Genomic DNA, 19467 nt, shown 5'->3' with positions numbered 1-19467 from the left:
TCCACGTACATATCGCCATCATCAAAAAGGAATGATGGTTCAAGACCAAAGGCCCTGCAAGCGTGGCGGAGGGCCATCAATGTTGCAAGTTTCGCACATAGTCCTGGCACGCCTGCAGCGCGATCAGTCCGCGGTCACCGGTGTCGGTGATGGCGATAATTCGTTGAGCATGCGCTGGGTCAAGTCGGGCTCGTACGGCTGCATGATCCACGCCGCCGGCGCCGGTGGCTTTTGGCACGTCACAGCTACCGGCTGAATTTGCGTCGATGAGGACTGACAGCCGCAGATCAGCAGTGGCAAGGCGATCGCGCAGGCGAGCCTGATCGTTTTGTGCATTGGTCATTTTCTCGAAGTGGGTTTTCTCACTGGCCGCCAGCCGCTGCTCGAGCGCCATGCGCTTGTCCTGCTCGACCTGCTGCGCAGCTGCCGCGGCATTCGTCAACTGGTTCAGGGTCTCGGTATGCAGCTGGGACTGCTCGGCCAATTGCTTGCCGTAGCGCCAATCTTGAAACTGCCAGGCGCTCCCGAAGCCGATACCGATCATTGCGATGACGCCTAAAAGCTTCATGTAAATGAACACACGCTAATCCTCTGCTATATAAGAGTTCCGGAATCGATAACCTACGGAGTTGGAAATGCCTACCAAAAGGGAAATTACAATCGCAGGGATCGGCGCGGCGCTCGGTGCCGATGCCAAACATGCGCCTGCTGAATTCACCATCGGCAATACCAATATCAGGATCGATAATCGGGGGATCAGCATCATCCTGAACGAGGAAGGCCTCGACCAATTCGCACTGAGAATTTACCGGCCGCATATCGACGCTTCAGCCTGGGGGTATGTGCTTGTGGCTGAACCTGGTGTGAAACCCAGTGATAAAGGTGAGGCAGGTTGGAGCGACTACCATGTTGTTGGTTACATGCCAAAAACGGCATGATCAGCCGAGAACATTCAACGCTTTCTCGTACAAAGCTTGGCGCTCATCTGCGCCGTTTGGAGTGCGCCCGCGCCGACCGGTGTTGATGATGCTGCCGATGTTCGAGTTGTCGCCGGCATCGGCCAGAGTGTTCAGCCCATGCGTGGCCCACCACCATGCCGCCGACATCGCAGCATGCTGCGGTAGCTCCAGCAGTTCCGGCTGATTGATCAGGTCCAGGCCCAGCGCCTCGCCACATGCGGCATAGTTCGCCCGGCCGGTGATCTGGATCAGGCCACGGCCGCGGTATTTGAGGCCGTCGCCCTGCTTGGTGTTGCCGAGGTCTGCCCGCCCCTCGTACCGTGCCTGGGCCGGTGTCGGCCCCCAAATCTCCCGGACGTACCGCAACTGGCCGGACTCATGCCCGATCTGGGCAATGAACGCAGCCACCCGTTTGGCACCGACGACCTGGTAGCGCTGCATCGCCGTGTTGAGGACAGGAACAAAAACGCCGGCTCTTGCGCCGGCGTTCGGGAGGATCTGCAGCAGTTGCTGTTGGGTGATAGGCATCTGTTTTCTCCAGGCAAAAAAATACCCGCTCGATGGCGGGTTGCGGTTGGTTTATGCGGCTGGGCGCCACGGTCTATTGGCTGGTTCGGGGAATCCCTCTGCCCCTTCCTTCCAGTTCCTGACTCGGGTTCGATAGGCTAGCCACTGCTCACGCGTACCCGGGAGCGCTTCGGCCCCCTCCTCCAGCGCCATCAACTGGTCGTTGATCTCCAAAATCTCGGTAGCTCGCCATTCCTCCTCAATGCGCGTTGCCTCGCGCAGCGCATCCGCAGCGGCACTCGCATTTATGAGCCACTGCGGAATCTCCTCAGCGAAAGTTTCCCCGTCCTGCAGCTCCATGTCGGGGTTAATCGCTCTCCAGCCGGTAGCTGTAATTGCATAAGGCATATTCGTCACCTGTCGAAGTAGTAGCCAAGCGTGTAGATGTAGGCGAGGTTCGAAGAAGACGTCCAATAGGTGATGGTCCTATCGTCAGCGATACGGCAGGTTCCGTTCTGCACCGTCCCCGCCGAAACGAACACCTGCCACCCTACCGATGCCGCCGTGCCAGCGTCGGATGGCGTGAACTGCGCGATACCGCCCGAGCTTGTCTGAAAAGAACCGGCCAACGTGTGCGCTGTCGCCGGGCAGCTTGCCGCTGTGCTGACGCTGCCGATCCCTGTCAATCCATTGAGGATTCGGAATGGAGCGCTCTGCGGGGCGCCGAAGGTGTAACTCATCGACGAATCGAGCGGATGGTGGTGAAACTTGTAGATGTTGTTCGCCGCTCCTACCAGCAGCGAGCCGATGTAACGGCGTGAGTTGTCCCCTGTTTTCTGGTGTGCCTGGTTGTAATAACGTAAAGGCACCGTGGCGGCCTGCTCGATATCGCCGGCAGCGGTCAGGTAAACATGGATAAAGCTGTTGGCCGCCCCCGATGGCGTGAAAGTGCCGCCTGCGTAACTAACAACCTTGTTGACCGACGGGATGTACGCACTGCCCGCTCCAACGCTGATCGACGTAGCTGACACCCAACCGAGCGTTAGCCCGTCGATGTAGCCCCGGCCAACGCCCAGCGCACCCGCCGCCGCAGCAGACGCGGCGGCATTGTTTGCGGAATTTGCCGCAGCGTCCTTGTAACCAAGCGCAGCCTGTTCCGATTGTCCGGCGTTGGTTGCGGACGTACCGGCAGCATTCTTGTAGTCAAGCGAAGCGGCTTCGGACTGCGCCGCCGCGTTTGCTGAAAGACCCGCCGAGTTTTTGTATTCCAGCGTCGCAGTTTCGGACTGGCCCGCAGCTGCCGCCGATTCCCCGGCAGCGTTTTTGGAGGCAAGAGCAGCAGTAGCCGACTGACTCGCCGACTGCACGCTTTCCTCCAGCCCATCGAGTGCACCGCCAACCTCTAACGAGGCCTGCCTGAGGGCATCGGCCGTGTCCTTCAAATAACCCTGCATAGGCGCGAGGGCATAGGTTCCGCCCGTATTGGTCTGGCCTTTATACGGCGGCGAAATTGAAAGTGCGGTATCGCTCGCGATGTTGGTGACTTCATACAATCCACTGTCTGGACCGATCCAAGCATCACCAACACGGGAATTCGCAATGAAAGCCGTACCGACGCCGATCACCGCGTTGGAATTTTGGGTGACAGAGACCGCTCCCGTTTTGTACCAGGGCATGGGTGCATCCTATAAAAGAGTTATGCGGCTTGTTTGGCGAACACGGCCGGCAGGAAGAAAGCGAAAGGGTTCGAGGCGGCAACGGTGATGGCATAGAGCGTGCTGTTGGGGAAATCCCACCAGCAGTAAAGCTCGCGCGGGATGCCACTTCCCGAAGTCATGGGCATGCCGAAAGTGTTCAACAGCATGAATTCATTCTCTGGAAAGTTGAACGGGACGCTATAGAAAATGCGTGTCAGCCCCTGCTGGCTGGTGTCGTAGCGGACGTAGTTCCAGTTCTGAAATGCTCGGGTGAATGTTGCGTTAGGCGTACCAGAGTCAAACAGCAGATTTCCGCCGCCATCCCACAACCTCATTCCGTACTGCGCCACTGGCTGAGCACCGAACGCAGCTACAAAATATCTCCCATTCAGACCGGCAGCATTGACGTCGTATGCCCTGACATAAAAGCCAGTCCAGTTTCCCGCCGAGCCGAGCAGCCTCATCCGGCAAAGCCCAGCTACGCCGTTGAAAGTATCGGGGCGAACGAATACCAGAGGGGGTTCTTGGGAAGTGACTGGTCGCGCAAACGTGGTAACCGAGCCAAGCCCGGACTCTTGGTTTGGTGCGTATCGCCCTGAAGCAATGACCATCAGCCGTGCAAACTCTGAATCCAAAGTGACGACGTTATTGTTGTTTGTGAACTGAACGCCGTAGCTCATCAGCTCCACCTCATTACTATCAAGCGCATGGTTCCTGACGACGTGGTGCTCGCCGCGTACGTCCGGGTGTAGTTGTAGACGCGGACGACTCCGTCGAGCATCTCTGTCTCGAACTGCATTTGCGAATCAGGGTAGGCCCCAATCGGAACTACGATCGCCGTTCCGTTACCCGGGCCTACGCCGGGGACAGCGAAATCCTGAGTTCCTTTGCTCGCGCCAAGTGCAAACGTCACTTGCACTGAGAGCACGACTCGAATGGTGAACGAGTTCTCGTCCAGCTGGAGCGCCCCATCGGCGCCCCATATTCTTATGCCGTAACTCATGCGTTCAAATTCCCCCATTGATAGCGCTTCACGCCGTTCTCGTCGAACACCTTGCCACCGTTGTTGTTGATGACCTGGCGAGCGCCGCCGCCCAGCGGGCTGTTCAATTCGAAGTTGCCAGCCTTGTCGATGCGCCAACCCTGCACTCCGGCGATGTAGTTATCGGACTGAATGAAAAAACCGATCTTGGCGTTCCCGATTGAGGCGTCCTGAATGAACGCCGAGTTCATGAACACCTGCCCTCCCTGCACTGCGAACGGCACAGAGATCGCACCGCCGGCGATGGTATTGACGATGGCGAAGCGATTAGCGGCTACCAGGAACTGGCTTTGGAAAACTCCATCCACGTTCTCAATTCCCAAGCCGATACCGGCCGTCACGTACTGGCCATTCGCGGTGACCGACATCTTCACCGACCACATGGTCTTGAGGTTGCCGTCGAGATCCGCGAATGCTTCCGCCGTCTCTTGGATGGCTGAAGTGTTGTCGCCGACAGTTGCTGTCAACTGAGTGATTTTGGTGGCAGTCGCCTCTTCGTTCGTGGCGACAGTCTGTTCCAGTTCGGTCAGGTTCGCAGCGTTTTCACCCACCTCAGCGGCGAGCGTTGTTACCCGCTGGGTGAGTGCGCTGTTTTGTGTTGCTCGAACCTTGACCTCTTCGGCAAAGCTGGTCGTAGCATTCCAGCCACGCAGAGCGTCTTGAGCTTCACCCTCTCCATCGTCGTCTCGGTAGGATGCCCGTAGCGCCTGAAATGCTGTCGCTTGCGCGGTCACCACGCCATCGAGTTCGGTTATTTCGGCAGTGTTGGTGGCGACCTGCTGAGCGAGACCGTTCGCAGTCTCAACAGTCTGCCCAACATCGAGCCAGTAGAGCGGGTTCGGCGGCGGAGTGTCGATAGGCACCTGGCCGGTGGCCTGATAGATCCGCTTGCCGACCACTACAAGGTCGTATTCCTCATAGATCGCTTCCGGGTCGTAGCCCTTCAGCCCGTCTAGGGCATCGATCTGCGCTTGCAGGCCTGGGATCTTGTCGATCTCGTCGATGATGTCCTGCCCCAACTCCGTGCGACCGATCTCTCCGGCGATCATTTCAAGAATCGCAGCAGCGTCAGAACTGGATTGCCCCTGCACGCCGATGCCGATCGGATACCACGGACCGATGTTGCCGATCTTGTCGACGATGCGACCCCAGAAATAGAAGGTCACACCCGCGCGGAGGCCGAGCATGGAGAAATCACTCTGCGGATAGGCCAGGTCTGTCAGCTTGGTCGCCGCCTCAAGATCGGTTGTTTGGCTATGCCATATCTCAGTTCGCTGGCTGTCTTCGGCACCAGCAGGGAAACCCCACTTCAGATAGATGCCGAACAGCAGTGGCGTGGCGGTCAGGTAGCTGAGCGCAGGCGGCATTCCTTGCTTCCCGCTGAGGTTGGTCAGGATCGAGTTACGCCAGATCGATGTGATGTCGAAAGCGCTCACGGCGCGAACACGGGCCACGTACGCACCGGCATAGATGCCGACCACGTCCACGCTGGTCACGCCGGTGCGCTGCAGCTTGATCCAGTTGCCGCTGTCCTTGCGCCATTCAACGTCATAGCCAACGGCGCCAGGCACGGCTGGCCAAGTGATCGTCATGGTAGCCACGGCCAGCCCCTGCACCACCGATGAAGTCGACGACAGCGAAACGCTGGACGGCGCCGGGACGACGGTGATCGGGATCACGCTGATCGGGCGTTCTTCCAGGCGTGCACCGGTATCGATGAATGCGAACTTGCTCGGCTCGAACTGGAGCGCGCTGATTTCGTAATCGCCTTCGGTGGTGCGCTTGGTGCGCAGCACGCGATACAGCGGGATCGCCAGATCATCAGCATCGAGCGCCCATTGCAACTGCGCCACCGGCGGTTCGCTATAGGTTACCGTGACGGTTACCCCACGATCTACCAACGAAAAGCCAGCAGATGTGGGAGCTGCGTCGGTTCCTCAGGGCGACGCCACCGACGCAACTGCGGACCTGTTCGAGCAGCTCAAAAAGATCGCTCAAGAACAAGGAATTGATGGCTACGAAAAAGCCTGGAAGGCACTAAAACCGCAGCAGCGTGGCGCAATTGGCGTGACACGTCACGGGGAGCTGAAATCGATTGCACAGACAATTGAGGCAGAGTTCACAACCCTCAACGAAAGCTCAAACGGCAATGCGAACGACGATGTGCAAGGCGGCGAGCAATGAACGCCTCAGTAGACCTTCAACGCACCGAGCAGTGGCATCAGGACCGCAGCGGGCGCCTAACGGCAAGCAGGTTCAAGGATGTGATTGCTTGGGGTGATCGCGACAAGCACGGGAAGCGAAAGCCGCTCGCGGCCCGCACCACTTACATGCGCGAACTGGCTTTTGAACGTCTGGCGAACAGATCGAAACATTCGGTTAGCAGCAAGTCGATGGCCTGGGGGACTGAGGTTGAGCAGTCAAGTCACGACTTTTACGAAATCCTGACCGGCAATACCGTCATCAAGTCGGGCTTCTTGGTTCATCCAAAATACGACTGGTTGGGCTGCTCGCCGGACGGCTTGATTGGCGAGGACGGCGGCATTGAGTCGAAGTGTCCATTCAATGAAGCCGTCCACGTCCGTACGTGGCTCGAAGGAATGCCCGACGAACACATGCCGCAGGTTCAGGGCTGCATGTTCGTCACGGGCCGGGAATGGTGGGATTTCCTGTCGTTCGATCCGCGCCAAGATGAAGACTGCCGCCTGTACATCGAGACCATCAAGCGCGATGACGAGTACATCGCGATGCTTCATCAAGAGCTGGTTCAGTTCAACCTGGAGCTGGGCCGGATGGTTGACGAAGTAGCGGATAAAGCGCGGGCACAAGCCCATCGATTAGGAGCCTGAGCATGATCAGCCTCAACCTCAACGCAGTTCGTGAAAAGCAGACTGAGTCGGATCGAATCGCGGCTGCGATGGCCGACTTCTGGGCGCGACCCGGCAGCACCTTCAAAGAGCTGCCGGCGACGCGGATAAAGCCCAGGCCTGCACGGCGGGACTGGGTAGACCCTGAAACGGTCCTCAAGCGGAGGCCGAAGGCGATATCGGCCGCCGAACGCAAGGCGCTGCGCAAAATGGCGGACTCGCTATGAAGTCGAAACGCAAACCCAACAACGGTTTCGCCCGGGCTGAGCGCAGCTGCCGAGCGCTGCTGCGCAACAACCACGACGCAGTCGTGAACACTTACCCCTTCAGCACCCAAAATATGACCATGACCACCCAGTAGCATCATTATGAAAACCAAAAAAATTAGAAAATCACACGCATCAATTACTTTTCAGCGGATGATACGTTTTCGTCCCACGAAATTTTTTCAATATTCCGGCTGATACGTTGAATTGCTTTTCTAGCGTTTTTATTTCTGGCCATCCGATTGGCAGGTGGGTGCTAACTATGAAGGATATTTTTGCCGAATCACTTTCAACAGACCTAACATTCACAACACCCGGAATCAAGCCTAAGAAATCATAAATAAGGTTTATATCCGCACCTTCGTCGTAAACATGAATCAAGTAGTCATCTATCGTCTCAACCGACCGAGATGCCGGAGGCGGGGATGGTGCCACACCGCGCGATTTTACTTCCCCGATGAAAGCCTCGATATAATCCAGTTTTTTAATTAAGAAAGCCTGTGCATCATCCGGTTCCACTGACTCTCTTAGGACCCGACTTTGAGTTACTCTGTATACTGGGTTATCAGGCTCCCCTGTCAATAGTGCTGCCTCAATGGCAGCCTCTAGGCGAGGAGCAAGATCTACTGCACCATACATATCATTTTGGAAAAATACGGTTCGCTCATCTGAAATATCAAATGGCAACCGCGTCCCTATCTCCGCCAACACAACGATAGGTAGCCCCACACAATGTCGAACCGCAAGTTCATACATGACATTTGGGTTTAATTCGCTCAAATTTGCGATAACTAAGTCATCATATATTACATGCTCTATAACCTGACGAGTTATTGATCCGGGGCTTGCAATTTCATGAGCTACGTAAGTTTCAAAACCCATTTTTTCTAACACAGGTTTCATAACGGCATTTATCAGACCATCTGCGGCTCTTCGCGTCGACGACGCATCTGAGCCAATTGGGGTGACAATAAAACACTTTTTGGCCGCAATCTCACCTTTACTCTCCACAACCTGGCTGGTTGATGGACTAGGTATTTTTCTTGCCATTCCTTGCTCCGATACGTCCGCATTGCTGAAATCAAGTATTCAATATAGCCAAATTGCCACCACCGGTCACGAAGGGCGACGCGTGCTTGGAAAAATCCATGAGGCACAGCTGCAAATATTTCCGGCAGCATCATCAGTATCAAGTGAGCTCGTAGAACGCCGCAACGCTGACCAGTACAGCACCGAATTCCCCGAACTCAGTAAAGCGATTGATCAATCCGGCGCACCAGCGTCGACAGACATGTCTGGACATGCCGGCCAGCAGAATTGAAGAGGTAGGCCATGGCCGAAGTACAGGAGCCAACGAAGGAAGCGATCAAGCAGAAGAAAAAGCGCGAGAAGGCAGCAGCAAAGGACGCTGCATTGGGCGTCGAGAAGTTTACAGTTGAGGTGGCCGGGGTGTTCAAGGCTGACCTTAGGCGGGTTATGGCAGCACACGGCATCAACAACCAGCAGGAGGTTTACCAGCTGCTGCTGATGAACCTGATCGCCGCCGACTTCGAAACCCAGGCCAAGATGCTTCGTTGTGTCACGACACCTTTTGTCGTTTCGGAAAAAGTGTCGCGACTGATCAGAGCAGTGGGCATGAAGTCCCTAGCCGACGATCCGCCAGAGCCCGAAGACGAGATCGTCAGGACTGGTTAAAGGTCAAGATGAGACAACTCTTTAGCAATGATCGCCTCAGCCCTCTTCATCGCCGAAGTGGCGTACCGGTAGTAAATTTGAAGATCGTCATAGCAGAGGCCCTCTTTGCCGTCTTGAATTTCTCGACACCGAAGCAGAGCAACCTCGATCAAGCCATGCTCCAGAATATTGTTCGTGCTTTCTTCACCTTCGGTTTGGCTCAGCCGGCGAGCAAGATCTACCACTTGCTCAAGCTTACTCACGGCGGCAGCACGACCCTGTGAGTCAATATCTGCGATTTTGTGCCACACATGATCGACGATTGATTTCTTCATAGCTCACTCCTTGATCCGGCTCCATGCCGGGCCGAACACAAATACCCCACTTATACGAATCACGCCAGCCGGCGAGGCGCGATGCCGCCTGTAAGAAAACGTATCATACGCTCGCTCCTGAGAATCTCGGAGAAAGCCGCGCCTCACTTATTTTTGCCGAATGCATAACCAAGCGCCAAAGTAATAAGCGGGATAAAAATCGACCACACTGATTTTATTTCGTCCAAATACTTAAAATCTTTTTCAGCAACAACCAAGGAAAACAACAACAGACTTAAAGTTCCCGCAATAATAAAACTCCATGTTATTGTCATCCAAACGATAGAGTTTTTAGCATTCTCCCCTGTGCCAATATTTTCTGTAATTTTTCCAGCAGCGTTACCTCTGGGCTCTGGAGCTTTTTTTCCTACGGACCCGGAGGTCCCTTCGGGTACTTTAGGATCAGCCATTCAAATTTGGCGCCAATAAAAATGCATAAGACATAATGCGATAATGGGAATCGGGCAAAGTTTGTACAAAAAAGGTCATTTTTATATCTCGCCCTTGGCTTGAAGCGACTACAAGTGGCTCAATTAGTCCCTGACCCTCTTTACTGCTAAAATCTGACAGAGTTAAAACAACTTTATAACCCTCGATTGTGACTGCGTATTTTGGTGGAAGATTCTCGATCTTGAATAAGACCTCTATTGGCAATCCGTCAACAACGAACTCCACCGTGGTTCCAGTCAGATGAATCACCCCTGAGTCAATTACTTCGTAGCCATCGACAAATGCTTTAACAAGCAAAGTAAACCCTCCAAATACATCAATTAAAATATTAATTCAAACCAGCGGTGAGCAAACGTCTGTAACGTATTTTAGCTCATAAAACGCTAGCACCACTCTTTTGTAGAGGGCGAGCGTAAGGGGTGCTCCACACCGAACAAATACCCCACTTCTACGAGTCACGCCAGCCGTTAAAAAACACTCTCACTAGCTCATACCGTTGTGTGTCTTTTCGACTGGATCAGAGATTTCATTACATTTTTTTATGACGGCTGCGGCTTGCTGAATACTTTCGTTGTCAGTCGAATGACCAGAAATCGTGTGGTGAATTTCCTTTATTATTTTCTCTTCAAGTTCTTCGAGAAGGTAGTGATAACAAGAGATGCCAAACTTGTCAATATAATCGCTTTGATGCGGCAGGACGAGTTTTAAGATCTCTGAGGACTTTTTGTTGTTTATCATTTCCGCGCCAACTCCGTGCTTTATAACAAACGCCGCCATTACAGCCTGCATCATCACACTGGAATAGGCGGAATACGCAGCCCAGAGCATTGGCGTTACAAATGGACGAGCTTTGCTAGGAACCACTTGCTTCTTAATAAAATCGGGATCTAGCTGTTGATCTAAAGCCTCTACCAATCGGCGCACCTTCGGATCATGTTTAGCCGCCGCAGCAGCCTCCTCAAACTTTATGACTGACATCCAACTCGATACAAACTTAAAAGCGCCTAACGAGACGACGGAAGCCCAGATCTCCTCAGATGCCTCCACTCTTTTTTGATCTAACAACAACTGCCGACTTGAGATAGCAGACAGAGTACCATTCCGTAAAGCTGTTATCTCCGTCTCTTTAGTTTTTAGATCTGCTTTAAAGGATTCCTCTAATTTCCTAAGATCAAACTTGTAAGATTCATTCAACCGGGAGTATTCACTTTCAACCGATTTTGTCAATCTTGTGATTATCAAATTTCTGGCAAGCCATAGCGCTAAAGCGAAAAGCGCAGCTGATCCGCCAGAAGCTAAGAAAACATCCATACCTGAAGCCTCCACTTTTGATTCTCAATATATCTGGGAGACATCTCCGTGCCCACAGAAAACCGTATCGACTGTCCAGCCCTGCACAAGCGCAGCAAAAACTATCCGTTCGGCGAACGCGTGCCGCGCACGGTGAAGATGTTCACGACCGTCGTGGCTGATCCGATGCCGGGAATTGGGTCCGCACTCTTGCGGGGTGATGGCCTGATCTGCCCTGAAGGCAAAATCTTTCCCGTATGGACCAACAGCCACGGTGGGGTCGCGGCTGTGCTGCCAGATGGCAGGCGCCTTGGCCTTCGCCCGGCAGAGTTCGAGGTCGACACCTGGCACGAGCTGTCGCCAGCGCCAGCAGCACCTGGTGTCACGCTCGCCGCCTCCCGCGCCAATCGCCTGTACCTGGCCGGGCCGATGACTGGCTTCGAAGACTTCAACTTCCCTGCCTTCAACAAGATGGCAGCCGACCTGCGCGCCCGTGGATACGTCGTCGAAAATCCTGCCGAGCACGGCGTCGTCGACGGCGCGGACTGGGCCGACTTCATGGCCTACGACCTGACCCGCCTCGGCCTCTGCGGTCAGGTCGCGGTGCTGCCCGGCTGGGAGAGCTCGAAAGGCGCCCGGCTCGAAGTGCACATTGCCCGCGAGCTCGGCATGAAGGTTGTGAATGCCCATGATCTAGTATCGATGGAGATTGCAGGATGAACGACTTAACCTTTCAGCGCGAAGACCGTTACATCGTCATCAAACACACTGATATGGAAAAGTTGCCGCACCTGGTCCGGCGCAACTTCTCCGGGCGTTGCCGGAACTTCTACGAGCAAATGTTGATTGCCGGCGCGCCTGCTCGCCGGTTTCTGGTGATCGAGAGCGACTGGCCTGAGTACGAGCCGGTGTGGCAGATGATCGAACGGCGCATGTCCGGGCAGCCTCCGGTGACTGCTGCCGAGGAACTGGAAGCGGTACTGCACTGGCGTGATAAACACGCGGTCGCGATCAAAGAGCGTGACGCCCTGCAGCAGCGCCTGAACGCAGCGGATCAACTGAACGATGATCGAGCCGGGACCTGCGAATGGAGTCGCGAAGACGACAGCGGCATCTGGAACAGTGGCTGCGGTGAGACTTGGTCATTCCACGAAGATGGGCCGGAGGAAAACGGCATGCACTTCTGCCATTCCTGCGGCAAGCACCTGGTGGTTGAGGTCGCTGACAGGAACAGGATGACGACTGGCATATGAACCCGTGCAAGCAAGGTCACCGCGATGTCGGCGCGGCCGGCGGTGTGGCGGCGTGCAACCAGTGCGACGAGAAGATCGAAGCTGCCACCACGCAAGAAGCCTTCGAGCGCTGGAACGCGAGCCACCCGGCACCGCAGGAATGAAGCGCTTCATCCGCCGCAAGCTCGAAGCCTGGCTGATCCTGCTGGCAGCGAAGATCCTTATGGACCGCAACGTTCAGCGCTCCCCGGTCGTCTCCCGCCGCGATAACAACGACATGTGGGCGATGGCCGAAAAGCTCGAAGCGATCGCCAAGCGCATCAGCAAGAAATACCCGTAACTCCCTCCCCCTTCAAAGTCAGCCGCTATATCGGCAAGGACGAAGTCATGTCTGAAGAAAAGTTTTCGTTCATCCAGCCCCTACCGGTCGAGCGCGATGAGGACGGCTGGTGGTCGCATCCGGATTACCTCTCGGAGTACGACGACGAGCTCACTGAGGCGCAGTTTCAGGAATGGTGTCTGCGCCACCAGATTGAAACGAAAGTCTCCTACATGGAGAGCGACGTTCCTTTTGAGGTTTTCGATGCGTACATGGATGACGGCCAGTGCGATTGCTCGGCGTGGGAAATCCAGCGGCCGGACGAGCCAGACTGGTTCATCCTGTCGATCCACGATCACGAAGATGGACCAGTCTGCGTTTGGGGTCGTCGGGCATTGCCGGTGCCGAAACTCCCCGGCGCGCAGGTGACGCCATGATCGCCCTCGCCTGGTTCGCCTACGTGTACTGCTACAAGGGGCCGCGGTGATGAGTGCAGCAGCGAAGGTCCTCGACCCGTGCAGCGCCAGCCGAATGATGTGGTTTGACAAGCAGGACCAGCGCGCGCTTTTCGGCGACATCCGTGACGAGCAGCACCTGCTTTGCGATGGTCGGGTGTTGAAAGTTGAGCCGGATGTGCTGATGGATTTCCGGAAATTGCCCTTCGAGGCCTCAACCTTCCGCCTGGTGGTATTCGACCCGCCGCACCTGACCCGCGCCGGGGTCGACAGCTGGATGCGGGCCAAGTACGGCATGCTGACCGCCGACTGGCGCGAGGACATTCGACAGGGTTTCGCCGAGTGTTTCCGGGTGCTGGAATCCGAAGGCGTTCTGATATTTAAGTGGAACGAGACCCAGGTGACGGTCAGCGAGCTGCTTGCGCTTACCGATGAAAAGCCGCTGTTTGGCCACAAGTCAGGCAAGCGCGAAAAAACGCACTGGATCACGTTCATGAAGCGGCCGGCACCATGAACCGCATGGTCAGCGTCCGCACCGAGGAACTGACCGGCCCGGCGCTGGACTGGGCGATCAACGCGATCGAGGGTGATCAGCAGCCTGTCGCCGGCCAGCTGGATCTCTTCGCCCTGCCCGACGCCGAGCAACTGATCACGAAGTACGGCGTCTGGGTCGACGCTGGCCACCTGCACCCTTGTGCTGGCCGACATGACAAGCGACCCGTTCAACCGCCAGCCCGGCGAAACCAGAACCATCGCAGTGTTCCGCGCCGTGGTATTCGCCAAGCGCGGCGCCGCGGTGAAAGTCCCCGCCGAGCTGATCCGGCAATAACCCCAACCACTCAACAACCTGCCGGTGTACGGCGGGCGAGGAATTCGTATGCCCGTGATCATGATCACAACCTCAGTCGCGACCGTTTTTGAAGTGCCTGACGGGGTCGACCTCTTGCAGGTTCGCCGATTAGCGTTATCAGAACTCGGCGATGACGAATGCGCCACCGACACAGTGGCCGTCCAGCACGACGACGTCATGAGCCAGATCTATCTCGGAGCCGCCGATCGCAAGACGGTTTCCATCTCGCACAGCGTTGTCGACCCAACCGAATAACCACCTTCTGCCGCCACGCGCGGCATGGAGCATCACATGACCATCCAGTTTCTATCTCACGAGGAGGTTTGCGAGCTCACCGGCGCGCGGACCAAAGCAGGACAGATCCTCAACCTGAAAAAGAACGGCGTCCGCCATACGATTAAAGTGAACGGCTGGCCGAGCGTCACCGCGATGGCGGTCACCGCCGTCGGCGCATTTGAATCAGAAAAGCCCGTATGGAAATCACGTAAGGCCAGCTGACATGGGAAGACGACCAAGTAAACCCGGCTCGATCGCCAGGCTGCGGGAGCGCAAGAAAGCCAGCGGCCGGGTGTTCTACTACTACGACACGGGCGGCAAAGACAGAAAGGAAATTCCACTGGGCAGCGACTACGGCTTGGCGATCATGGAGTACGCGAAGCTTGAGCGTGATCGCACCGCAACCGATCTGGTCGCCAAGGTCATCACGTTCCGCTACGTCGCCGAAAAATACATGGTCGACGTCGTCCCTACCAAAGGCACGGCGACCCAGGCTGACAACAAGCGCGAGCTGAAGAATCTGATCGCTTTCTTCGACGACCCGCCAGCGCCGCTGGAAACGATCGAGCCGTTGCACGTACGCCAGTACCTGACATGGCGCAAGGCCGCGCCGGTGCGCGCGAACCGCGAGAAAGCGCTGCTCAGCGCCATCTGGAATTACGCTCGGGACAAGGGTTATACGTCTCTTGCCAATCCATGCGCCGGCATCAAGGGAAACAAGGAAACCGGGCGGGATACGTATGTCGAGGATGCGCTGTTCAAACGCGTGCACGACAAGGCAGATGTGGGCCTGCAAGACGCAATGGACCTCGCCTATCTGACCGGGCAACGGGTAACAGATACCCGGCTGATGGATGAGCGCGACGTGCGTGACGGGCAGATTTGGGTGTTGCAGGGCAAGACAAAGGCGAAGCGGCGGATCGAGATAACGGGGGAGCTGAAGGTTTTGATTGATCGAATCATGTCCCGCAAGTCAGAACACAAGGTCCGCTCGACGCGGCTGATCGTTACAGAGGACGGCACACCGATGACGGTGGCGATGTTGCGCAGGAGATTCGACTTGGCCAGGGAATCGGCCGGCGTGCCGAAAGCTGAATTTCAGATGCGCGACTTGCGCGCCAAGGCGGGTACCGATAAGGCTGAATCCAGTGGCGATATCTTGCAAGCCAGAGATCAACTTGGGCATACGACGGTGGTTATGACCGAGCAGTACATCCGCAATCGAAAAGGCAAAAAAGTCATGCCTACCAAGTGAATTGCGGACCAACTCCAGAATAGCGGACCAGAAACAAACAAGGGTTTGCATCAGCTTTCGCTCGCAAACCCTTGATTTAAGATGGTGCCCGAAGCCGGAATCGAACCGGCACGCCCTTACGAGCGGGGGATTTTAAGTCCCATGCGTCTACCAGTTTCGCCATTCGGGCGGTAGCGCGGTATTGCTCTGCTCAGCCTTGCGGTTGGATCCTGACAGGATGACCGCTTAAAAAGCCGAGCGGGGAATATATACATCACGTCCCGGTGAAGCAAGTTTGGAGTGCGCGATTTGAGAACTAAATATCGCTGACCGCAGAAAATCAAAAAGCCTCAGAAATCAGGGAGCTACGGAGTTTGCTTGAAGTAGAGGCCGAGGTAACTGGCAAATCGCAGCAACCAGACTGGAAATTGTGGCGATAAACTCAAAAGATTCAGATGCTCACCATCACCTTGGCTGCACGGGTGACAGATGTTTCATCGATTGAGATTATGAGCAGGCAACCCAAGTCTGGACGGGATGTCTACGCTAAAGGTTGGCGCCGAAATCAATAATCAAAGGGTATCAGCACGCCCCCCTTCAACCACGATCACGCCTCACAGAACGTCACCAGAGCAGAGCTCAGGGATGTACAAGCAATCAGGAGATTTGATTCCATGCAAATGAGTGACACCGTTCTAAAAGCGTCTTTAAGCCAAGAGGAGCGCTCGGCGATCGCCGAGATCGAAGCGACCACCAATATCCTGCAGCTTGTCACCCGCCTGACCGGTACACGCTTTGCCGGAATCGCAAAATTCACGGAAACGGAATGGATCGTCTGTTCGGCATACGATCCGATTGAACTGGGAATAAACGTAGGCGATACGCTGGATCTGGAAACTACGCTCTGCAGTGAGTTTCGACGAAATCCTCAAGCCCTCTTCCTTCCACAAATCAGCAAGGATGGACGACTGTCGTCACGTCCTGTGGTGAAGCAGTATTCAATTGAAAGCTACGCAGGCGCGCCTGTTTTCCTGCCGGACGGAAGACTCTGGGGTGCCCTATGTGCTCTGGATTCAAGGGCCGTTCTGTTTGATAACCCGGATCTTGCGGACACACTGACGTTATTCGCACGCCTTATTGGCTGCATCTTTTTCTCGAATCTGACGGTGGAAGGTGCCAGCCATATCAAGACCGGGGCGTGTCTGACTGAGTGACCCTACTCAAACGATGCGGAACACCACACTTTTCCCACAAGCAACAAAAAACCCCGTAGATCATTGATCTACGGGGTTTTTGATAGTGGAGGCCGAGGTCGGAATCGAACCGGCGTAGGTGGATTTGCAATCCACTGCATAACCATTTTGCTACTCGGCCTCAAAGTATTTGCTGTCAGTAGCGCAACAACAAACACTGTACAAATTGGAGCGGGAAACGAGACTCGAACTCGCGACCCCGACCTTGGCAAGGTCGTGCTCTACCAACTGAGCTATTCCCGCTTGGTGTGGCGCATTCTATAGAATTAAGAAGCCCCGTCAACCCCTTGATTCAAAAAACTTTTATTTCTTTTCTACATCAGTCTTCAGGTGCGGCCAGGCGGCGCGAAGGTATTGAACCATCGACCACAGGGTCAGCCCTGCCGATACAATCAGCAGCGTATAACCAAGCACGACCCAGAAGCTCAATGCCTTTGGATGAGCCAGCAGAATTACCAGCGCGAGCATCTGCGCAGCGGTTTTCCATTTGCCGAGATTGGAAACCGCTACCTGCGCTCGGGCGCCGAGTTCGGCCATCCATTCGCGCAGCGCCGAAATCACGATCTCGCGACCGATGATGACTGCTGCGGGCAGCGTGAGCCAGAGATTGCCGTGTTCCTGCACCAGCAAGACCAGGGCAACAGCGACCATCAGCTTGTCGGCGACCGGATCGAGAAACGCCCCGAACGGTGTGCTTTGCTCCAGTCGACGCGCCAGATAACCATCGAGCCAGTCCGTTGCGGCCGCGAAGGCGAACACCGAAGCGGAGGCCATGTAACTCCATTCGTAGGGCAGATAGAACAGCAAAATAAAGATCGGGATGAGCAGGACGCGTAGAACGGTAATCAGATTAGGGATATTCATCGGCACAACTGGCTACGAGGTGAAGGGGCATTCTACTCACTATGCAGGTTCGCATAAATCGACTCAGCGAGCTTTTTACTGATCCCCGGGGCTTTGGCGATCTCTTCGATGCTTGCACGAGACAGCTCCTGCAATCCACCAAAATGTTTCAACAGGTCACGGCGGCGCGTCGGCCCTACCCCTGCGACACCCTCAAGCGTCGAGGTTCGGCGGGTCTTGCCGCGACGGGCGCGATGCCCCGTAATTGCAAAGCGGTGTGCCTCATCGCGGATCTGCTGAATCAGGTGCAACGCGGGCGAATCGCCGCGCAAGGTGAACTCGTGCGCTGCATCATTCAGATACAACGTTTCGAAACCGGCCTTGCGCGTGGCGCCTTTGGCGACGCCCAACAGGATCAGATCCGGCACGGCCAGTTCGTTGAGCACATCGCGGGCCATCGACAATTGGCCCTTGCCACCGTCAACCAGCAGGATGTCCGGCAACTTGCCCTCTCCGTCCTTGAGTTTGCTGAACCTGCGGGTCAGCGCCTGGTGCATGGCCGCATAATCGTCGCCGGCAGTGACGCCTTCGATGTTGTAGCGGCGGTAATCCGACTTGATCGCGCCTTCCGGCCCGAACACCACGCAGGAGGCAACCGTCGCTTCGCCGCTGGAATGACTGATGTCGTAGCATTCCAAACGTTGCGGCGGCTCATCCAGATTCAGCACTTCGGCCAGCGCGTCGAATCGCGCGGCGGTGTGCTGACGGTTGGCCAGACGCGCGCCCAACGCTTGCTCAGCGTTGGTCACGGCCAGTTGCTGCCAGCGCGCACGGGTACCGCGCACCCGGTGACTGATGGCCAATTCGCGGCCGCGCAAGGTATGAATCCCTTCGATCAGCGCTGGAAAATCTTCGTGAACCACATTCACGATCAGTTCGCTCGGCAAATCGCGCTCGGGGCTGCTGATGTAGTACTGGCCGAGAAACGCCGCCATGACTTCGGAAACGTTTTCCTCGATGCCGACCTGCGGGAAAAAATTCTTGCTGCCCAGCACTCGCCCGCCGCGCACGCTGATCAGGTGAACACAGGCGCCGCCGGGGTTGACGAATGCGGCAATAACGTCGATATCGCCGGTTCCGCCTTCCATGCTCTGCTGGTCCTGTACCCGGCGCAGCAATCCGATCTGGTCACGCAATTCGGCCGCGCGCTCGAACTCGAGATTGATCGCTGCCTCTTCCATCGCCATGGACAGCTCGTTGGTCAGCGCATGGCTGCGACCTTCGAGGAACATCACCGAGTGGCGCACGTCTTCGGCGTAGACGTCAGGCTCGACCAACCCCACGCACGGCGCCTTGCAGCGTTTGATCTGGTATTGCAGGCACGGACGGGTGCGGTTCCTGTAATAGCTGTCTTCGCACTGACGGACGAAAAAGGTTTTTTGCAGGATGCTCAGGCTTTCGCGTATGGCACCGGCACTCGGATATGGGCCGAAATACTTGCCCTTGGCCTTTTTTGCCCCGCGATGGATACTCAGGCGCGGAAACTGCCCGTCGGAGAGAAACACGTACGGATAGGATTTATCGTCGCGCAGCAGGATGTTGTACGGCGGGCGCCACTCCTTTATCAGCGTCTGTTCCAGCAGCAGCGCTTCGGTTTCGTTGGCGGTGATGGTCGTCTCGACCTGAGCGATACGGCCGACCAGTGCGGCCGTCTTCGGCGCCAGCCCGGTCTTGCGAAAGTAGCTCGCCAGACGTTTCTTCAGGTTTTTCGCTTTGCCGACATAGAGCAGGCGCGCTTCGCTGTCGAACATGCGATAGACGCCGGGCCGACCGCTGACGGTCGACAGGAAAGCACTGGAATCAAATTTCTCGGTCATGG

Annotated in this window: 30 protein-coding genes, 3 tRNA genes and 1 pseudogene; 17 read left to right on the top strand and 17 right to left on the bottom strand. The window is 56.0% G+C overall.

From position 1 onward, the window contains the following. Positions 1–76: 76 nt before the first annotated feature. Positions 77–568 (bottom strand): lysis system i-spanin subunit Rz, encoded by a 492-nt coding sequence (locus tag CKW30_RS02865; RefSeq protein WP_095180296.1) that lies wholly within the window; start codon positions 566–568, stop codon positions 77–79. A 67-nt stretch (positions 569–635) separates the two neighbouring features. Here CKW30_RS02865 and CKW30_RS02860 point away from each other — a divergent pair, with 67 nt between their 5' ends. Beyond that, positions 636–938, top strand: coding sequence for a hypothetical protein (locus CKW30_RS02860; protein ID WP_095179796.1), 303 nt, complete (start codon positions 636–638; stop codon positions 936–938). Here CKW30_RS02860 and CKW30_RS02855 read toward each other — a convergent pair whose 3' ends face one another. The 6 genes and pseudogenes from CKW30_RS02855 to CKW30_RS02830 form a co-directional block, all read right to left on the bottom strand. Beyond that, complete coding sequence (locus CKW30_RS02855) at positions 939–1487, bottom strand: glycoside hydrolase family 19 protein (RefSeq protein WP_095179795.1); 549 nt, start codon at positions 1485–1487, stop codon at positions 939–941. It abuts the gene before it with no gap. Between the two features lie 51 nt (positions 1488–1538). Beyond that, positions 1539–1874: a hypothetical protein gene (locus CKW30_RS02850; RefSeq protein WP_095179794.1), complete on the bottom strand. Its 336-nt coding sequence runs from the start codon at positions 1872–1874 to the stop codon at positions 1539–1541. Between the two features lie 5 nt (positions 1875–1879). Further along, the gene (locus tag CKW30_RS27425; protein ID WP_252877571.1) at positions 1880–3142 is read right to left on the bottom strand and encodes a hypothetical protein; all 1263 of its coding nucleotides are present in this window, start codon (positions 3140–3142) and stop codon (positions 1880–1882) included. A 20-nt stretch (positions 3143–3162) separates the two neighbouring features. Further along, the gene (locus CKW30_RS02840; protein WP_095179792.1) at positions 3163–3843 is read right to left on the bottom strand and encodes a hypothetical protein; all 681 of its coding nucleotides are present in this window, start codon (positions 3841–3843) and stop codon (positions 3163–3165) included. Then, positions 3843–4154: a hypothetical protein gene (locus CKW30_RS02835; RefSeq protein WP_177434196.1), complete on the bottom strand. Its 312-nt coding sequence runs from the start codon at positions 4152–4154 to the stop codon at positions 3843–3845. Before CKW30_RS02835 ends, CKW30_RS02840 begins: the two co-directional genes overlap by 1 nt. Before the next feature lie 8 nt (positions 4155–4162). Continuing rightward, a pseudogene (locus CKW30_RS02830) lies at positions 4163–6109 on the bottom strand (DUF1983 domain-containing protein); the annotation flags it as partial. Between CKW30_RS02830 and CKW30_RS02825 the strand changes: the two are divergent. Genes CKW30_RS02825 through CKW30_RS02815 form a run of 3 tightly spaced genes read left to right on the top strand, consistent with a single transcriptional unit; the run spans position 6081 to position 7299 of the window. After that, entirely contained in the window at positions 6081–6389 is a 309-nt protein-coding gene (locus CKW30_RS02825; protein WP_256584137.1) for a hypothetical protein, read from the top strand. The pseudogene CKW30_RS02830 and the gene CKW30_RS02825 sit on opposite strands and share 29 nt — an antisense overlap. Continuing rightward, positions 6386–7054 (top strand): lambda exonuclease family protein, encoded by a 669-nt coding sequence (locus CKW30_RS02820; RefSeq protein WP_095179789.1) that lies wholly within the window; start codon positions 6386–6388, stop codon positions 7052–7054. The genes CKW30_RS02825 and CKW30_RS02820 overlap by 4 nt, the downstream gene beginning before the upstream one ends. Positions 7055–7056: 2 nt before the next feature. After that, a complete protein-coding gene (locus CKW30_RS02815) occupies positions 7057–7299 on the top strand; it encodes a hypothetical protein (protein WP_095179787.1) in 243 nt (80 codons plus the stop codon). A 174-nt stretch (positions 7300–7473) separates the two neighbouring features. Here the strand turns inward: CKW30_RS02815 and CKW30_RS02810 are convergent, their stop codons facing one another. Next, on the bottom strand, positions 7474–8388 hold the full coding sequence (locus tag CKW30_RS02810) for a hypothetical protein (RefSeq protein ID WP_177434187.1): 915 nt from the start codon (positions 8386–8388) through the stop codon (positions 7474–7476). A gap of 22 nt (positions 8389–8410) precedes the next feature. On the opposite strand from CKW30_RS02810, the gene CKW30_RS26655 reads away from it, so the two are divergent. Both CKW30_RS26655 and CKW30_RS02805 read left to right on the top strand, forming a co-directional pair. Beyond that, positions 8411–8659: a hypothetical protein gene (locus CKW30_RS26655; protein ID WP_143497860.1), complete on the top strand. Its 249-nt coding sequence runs from the start codon at positions 8411–8413 to the stop codon at positions 8657–8659. An 11-nt stretch (positions 8660–8670) separates the two neighbouring features. Next, entirely contained in the window at positions 8671–9033 is a 363-nt protein-coding gene (locus CKW30_RS02805) for a hypothetical protein (RefSeq protein WP_095179785.1), read from the top strand. Here CKW30_RS02805 and CKW30_RS02800 read toward each other — a convergent pair. From CKW30_RS02800 to CKW30_RS02795, 4 genes are all read right to left on the bottom strand, one after another. Further along, positions 9030–9347, bottom strand: a complete 318-nt coding sequence (locus CKW30_RS02800) for a hypothetical protein (protein ID WP_095179783.1) — start codon at positions 9345–9347, stop codon at positions 9030–9032. The genes CKW30_RS02805 and CKW30_RS02800 overlap by 4 nt on opposite strands. Before the next feature lie 143 nt (positions 9348–9490). Next, positions 9491–9796 carry a hypothetical protein gene (locus tag CKW30_RS26650; protein ID WP_143497858.1) on the bottom strand — a complete coding sequence of 102 codons (306 nt, stop codon included), beginning with the start codon at positions 9794–9796 and terminating at the stop codon, positions 9491–9493. Then, entirely contained in the window at positions 9789–10133 is a 345-nt protein-coding gene (locus CKW30_RS26645; RefSeq protein ID WP_143497856.1) for a DUF6864 domain-containing function, read from the bottom strand. The genes CKW30_RS26650 and CKW30_RS26645 overlap by 8 nt, the downstream gene beginning before the upstream one ends. Before the next feature lie 186 nt (positions 10134–10319). Further along, on the bottom strand, positions 10320–11147 hold the full coding sequence (locus tag CKW30_RS02795; protein WP_095179781.1) for a hypothetical protein: 828 nt from the start codon (positions 11145–11147) through the stop codon (positions 10320–10322). A 48-nt stretch (positions 11148–11195) separates the two neighbouring features. Here CKW30_RS02795 and CKW30_RS02790 point away from each other — a divergent pair, with 48 nt between their 5' ends. From CKW30_RS02790 to xerC, 10 genes are all read left to right on the top strand, one after another. Next, positions 11196–11846, top strand: a complete 651-nt coding sequence (locus CKW30_RS02790; RefSeq protein ID WP_256584135.1) for a DUF4406 domain-containing protein — start codon at positions 11196–11198, stop codon at positions 11844–11846. Next, positions 11843–12379, top strand: a complete 537-nt coding sequence (locus CKW30_RS02785; RefSeq protein WP_095179779.1) for a hypothetical protein — start codon at positions 11843–11845, stop codon at positions 12377–12379. Before CKW30_RS02790 ends, CKW30_RS02785 begins: the two co-directional genes overlap by 4 nt. Beyond that, the gene (locus CKW30_RS27185) at positions 12376–12522 is read left to right on the top strand and encodes a hypothetical protein (protein ID WP_159894609.1); all 147 of its coding nucleotides are present in this window, start codon (positions 12376–12378) and stop codon (positions 12520–12522) included. Before CKW30_RS02785 ends, CKW30_RS27185 begins: the two co-directional genes overlap by 4 nt. Beyond that, on the top strand, positions 12519–12698 hold the full coding sequence (locus CKW30_RS02780) for a hypothetical protein (protein WP_095179778.1): 180 nt from the start codon (positions 12519–12521) through the stop codon (positions 12696–12698). The genes CKW30_RS27185 and CKW30_RS02780 overlap by 4 nt, the downstream gene beginning before the upstream one ends. A 47-nt stretch (positions 12699–12745) precedes the next feature. Then, entirely contained in the window at positions 12746–13114 is a 369-nt protein-coding gene (locus CKW30_RS02775; protein WP_095179776.1) for a hypothetical protein, read from the top strand. A 49-nt stretch (positions 13115–13163) separates the two neighbouring features. Beyond that, positions 13164–13646, top strand: coding sequence for an SAM-dependent methyltransferase (locus CKW30_RS02770; RefSeq protein ID WP_095179775.1), 483 nt, complete (start codon positions 13164–13166; stop codon positions 13644–13646). A gap of 192 nt (positions 13647–13838) precedes the next feature. After that, on the top strand, positions 13839–13961 hold the full coding sequence (locus tag CKW30_RS27420) for a hypothetical protein (RefSeq protein ID WP_256584134.1): 123 nt from the start codon (positions 13839–13841) through the stop codon (positions 13959–13961). Positions 13962–14009: 48 nt separating this feature from the next. After that, a complete protein-coding gene (locus tag CKW30_RS02760; RefSeq protein ID WP_095179774.1) occupies positions 14010–14237 on the top strand; it encodes a hypothetical protein in 228 nt (75 codons plus the stop codon). Positions 14238–14273: 36 nt separating this feature from the next. Then, on the top strand, positions 14274–14480 hold the full coding sequence (locus tag CKW30_RS02755) for a DUF4224 domain-containing protein (RefSeq protein WP_056785291.1): 207 nt from the start codon (positions 14274–14276) through the stop codon (positions 14478–14480). 1 nt (position 14481) lies between these two features. After that, positions 14482–15513, top strand: coding sequence for a tyrosine recombinase XerC (xerC, locus tag CKW30_RS02750; protein ID WP_095179773.1), 1032 nt, complete (start codon positions 14482–14484; stop codon positions 15511–15513). A gap of 82 nt (positions 15514–15595) precedes the next feature. Here xerC and CKW30_RS02745 read toward each other — a convergent pair. Further along, positions 15596–15682, bottom strand: a tRNA-Leu gene (locus CKW30_RS02745). A 490-nt stretch (positions 15683–16172) separates the two neighbouring features. Between CKW30_RS02745 and CKW30_RS02740 the strand changes: the two genes are divergently transcribed. Then, complete coding sequence (locus tag CKW30_RS02740) at positions 16173–16706, top strand: GAF domain-containing protein (RefSeq protein ID WP_164488345.1); 534 nt, start codon at positions 16173–16175, stop codon at positions 16704–16706. A gap of 86 nt (positions 16707–16792) precedes the next feature. On the opposite strand, the gene CKW30_RS02735 is transcribed toward CKW30_RS02740, so the two are convergent. From CKW30_RS02735 to uvrC, 4 genes are all read right to left on the bottom strand, one after another. Then, positions 16793–16866 (bottom strand) — tRNA-Cys (locus CKW30_RS02735). A 46-nt stretch (positions 16867–16912) separates the two neighbouring features. Then, positions 16913–16988 (bottom strand) — tRNA-Gly (locus CKW30_RS02730). Positions 16989–17048: 60 nt separating this feature from the next. Beyond that, entirely contained in the window at positions 17049–17609 is a 561-nt protein-coding gene (gene pgsA / locus CKW30_RS02725) for a CDP-diacylglycerol--glycerol-3-phosphate 3-phosphatidyltransferase (RefSeq protein ID WP_056785283.1), read from the bottom strand. Positions 17610–17641: 32 nt separating this feature from the next. Continuing rightward, complete coding sequence (uvrC, locus tag CKW30_RS02720; RefSeq protein WP_095179771.1) at positions 17642–19465, bottom strand: excinuclease ABC subunit UvrC; 1824 nt, start codon at positions 19463–19465, stop codon at positions 17642–17644. Positions 19466–19467: the final 2 nt, after the last annotated feature.

It is taken from the genome of Pseudomonas sp. Irchel 3F6, from assembly GCF_900187595.1.
Taxonomy (GTDB): domain Bacteria; phylum Pseudomonadota; class Gammaproteobacteria; order Pseudomonadales; family Pseudomonadaceae; genus Aquipseudomonas; species Aquipseudomonas siliginis.
The sequence above is the reverse complement of the archived record's forward strand: the minus strand, read 5'-3'. Positions and strand labels throughout refer to the sequence as shown.